The sequence below is a fragment of the Amycolatopsis sp. NPDC059657 genome (assembly GCF_042734395.1).
In the GTDB taxonomy this organism is placed as follows: Bacteria; Actinomycetota; Actinomycetes; order Mycobacteriales; family Pseudonocardiaceae; genus Amycolatopsis.
On sequence record NZ_JBHWEB010000281.1, the window covers coordinates 1 to 1,030 of the forward strand.

1 protein-coding gene is annotated in these 1,030 nt (G+C 66.1%); it reads right to left on the reverse strand.

All coding sequences use genetic code 11. The features are described 5' to 3' along the window. The coding region (locus ACFV15_RS48225) for an IS481 family transposase (RefSeq protein WP_378360266.1) at nt 1–905 on the reverse strand (905 nt) is incomplete at its 3' end. Nucleotides 906–1,030: the final 125 nt, after the last annotated feature.

Here is a 1,030-nt window from a genome sequence, read left to right on the forward strand (position 1 = left end):
CCGGTTTTGGCGTGGGCGTCGTAGCGTTGCTGGGGTGTCTGGCCGTTGAGGCTTTGGTGGCGGCGGTTGTTGTAGATGGTGCGGTATTGCTGCAGAAGTTGTTGCAGTTCGGTGAGATTCTCCGCCGCGGGGCGGGCGCGGAGCCATTTTCGCAGGGTCTGGTGGACGCGTTCGTTTTTCCCGCAGGTCTGCGGGTGGCGGGCTGAGGAGGCGATGCTGGTGATGCCGCGTTCGGCGAGGTGGCGTTCGAGTTCGACCATGCGGCCGCGGAGTTTGCCGGAGAACGCCAATCCGTTGTCGGACAGTATTTTCACGGGCAGGCCGTAGCCGTCGAACGCCTGCTGCAGCGCTGTCCAGGTGTCGGTGCCGTTCTCGCTGGCCGCGGCGTAGGAGCCGACGTCGAGGCGGGAGTGGTCGTCGAGGATCTGGATGATGCACACTTTCTGCCCGTCGGCGAGGTAGTGCTCCATGCCGTCGATCTGCCAGCAGCCGTTGGGGTCGGCGAACTCGAACCGGCGCCGGGTCCGGGGTTTCTTGCGGGGGTCGGGCGTGATGTGGCCGTGCTCGCGCAGGATCCGGTAGACCGACGACGGTGAGGGCAGGGGCAGCATCCCGGCGTCTTCGAGCCGCCAGCGGATGCTGATCGGCCCGTTGTCGAGGCCTTCGTCGGCCAGTTCCTTGCGGGCACGCAGCACCGCCTCGGCCACCTCCGCCGGCAACGCCGTCGGATGGTGCTTCGGGGCGGTGCTGCGCCGGGTGAACCCCGCCGCTCCCTCTGCCCGGAACCGGGTCACATAGTGATAGAACCGGTCCCGCGACACTCCGTGCTCGCGGCAGAACCCCGACACGTTGATCTTCTCGCCCGCGGCCGCCCTCGCGACCATGGCGACGAACTCAGGATCCATCGAAAACCCTGCTCTGCCCATCGCCGCATGATCACCACAACACCCCTGGTCACCACGCCGACAGGCCGGTCAGTGTCTGTGAGGTCCTGAAACATCAACTGTCCGGGAAGTCCTGAAAACAGACA